Here is a 1,388-nt window from a genome sequence, read left to right as displayed (position 1 = left end):
GGGCCCTGACCCTGGTTCTTGGACACGCTGAATCCAGCCATGTGCTGGGGAAGCGAGATGATCAGGACCATGGCCCGCAAGAACTACTCCGAGGAGTTCCGTCGGCAGGCCGTCGACTTGTACGAGTCCACTCCGGGAGCGACGCTGCGTGGGATCGCAGCCGATCTCGGGGTCGAGCGGGCGACCCTGGCACGCTGGGTCGACCTGCATGGAACGGGCAAGAAGACGACCGCCGACGGCGCCACCATCAGCAGCCCGTCCAGGCCCCGCCGGCGTGAGACGCCGACCGGTGCCGATCCGGAGTCCCCGGAGGCGAAGATCGCCCGGCTCGAGGCCGAGAACGCGCAGTTGCGGGCGGAGCAGACCAAGCTCACCACCGAGCGGGAGATCCTGCGCCAGGCAGCCAAGTATTTCGCCGGGGAGACGAACTGGTGAACCGCTTCCAGTTCGTCGCCGACCACTCCACCACCTCCGCTGCCGGGCCGCGTCCTGGCTGGAGCGTGAAGCGGCTGTGCTCGCTCGTCGAGATCGAGCGTTCGTCGTACTACGCGTGGCTGAAGGCCGCCCCTGTCCGGCAGGAGCGGGCCGCGGCCGACGCGGCGTTGGCGGAGCGGATCCGGGCCGTCCACGACGACGACAAGACCCAGGGTGCGCCGCGGATCACCGCCGAACTCAATGACAGCGCCGATGCCGGCGAGCGGGTGAACCACAAGCGGGTCGCCCGGGTGATGCGCGAGCACGGCATCGCCGGCTACCGGCGCCGCCGCAAGGTCCGCACCACGATCCCCGAGCCAGCCGATCAGAAGGTGCCCGACCTGCTGAAGCGGGACTTCACCGCCGAGGCCCCGAACCAGCGCTACGTCGGCGACATCACCTATCTCCCACTTGCCGACGGCAACAACCTGTACCTGGCCACGGTCATCGACTGCTACTCCCGCCGGCTGGCCGGCTGGGCGGTCGCCGACCACATGCGCACTGAACTGGTCGAAGACGCCCTCAAAGCCGCCGAACTCACCCGAGGCAGGCTGGCCGGAGCCGTGTTCCACAGCGACCACGGGTCGGTCTACACATCGAAGGACTACGCCAACCTTTGCAACGCCCTCGGCGTGACCCAGTCCATGGGCGCGGTCGGCACCAGCGCCGACAACGCACTCGCCGAGTCGTTCAACGCGACCCTCAAAAGAGAGGTCCTCCAAGACCACAACACCTGGCCCGACGAGGCCACCTGCCGCCGCGAAGTGTTCCGGTGGCTCGTCAGATACAACACCCGCCGACGCCACTCCTCGTGCCGCTACCACTCCCCGAACACCTACGAAACCCTCTACCCCGCTACCCTCCCGTCAGCGGCGTAATCGACCACCCGTGTCCACGAACCGGGGGTAAGGCCC

At 68.2% G+C, this 1,388-nt stretch carries 1 protein-coding gene; it reads left to right on the top strand.

Annotated elements, in window-relative coordinates:
• Window positions 1-69 precede the first annotated feature (69 nt).
• Window positions 70-1,352 (top strand): IS3 family transposase gene (locus AB0B82_RS35420; protein ID WP_360178975.1). Its coding sequence is split into 2 segments (ribosomal slippage): window positions 70-415 and window positions 415-1,352, totalling 1,284 coding nucleotides; the frame shifts between segments, so codons are not numbered across the junction.
• Window positions 1,353-1,388: the final 36 nt, after the last annotated feature.

This window comes from Kribbella sp. NPDC048915, assembly GCF_040649595.1.
Taxonomy (GTDB): Bacteria; Actinomycetota; Actinomycetes; order Propionibacteriales; family Kribbellaceae; genus Kribbella.
Note: the sequence above shows the minus strand (reverse complement) of the source record. Positions and strands in the feature narration are given on the sequence as shown.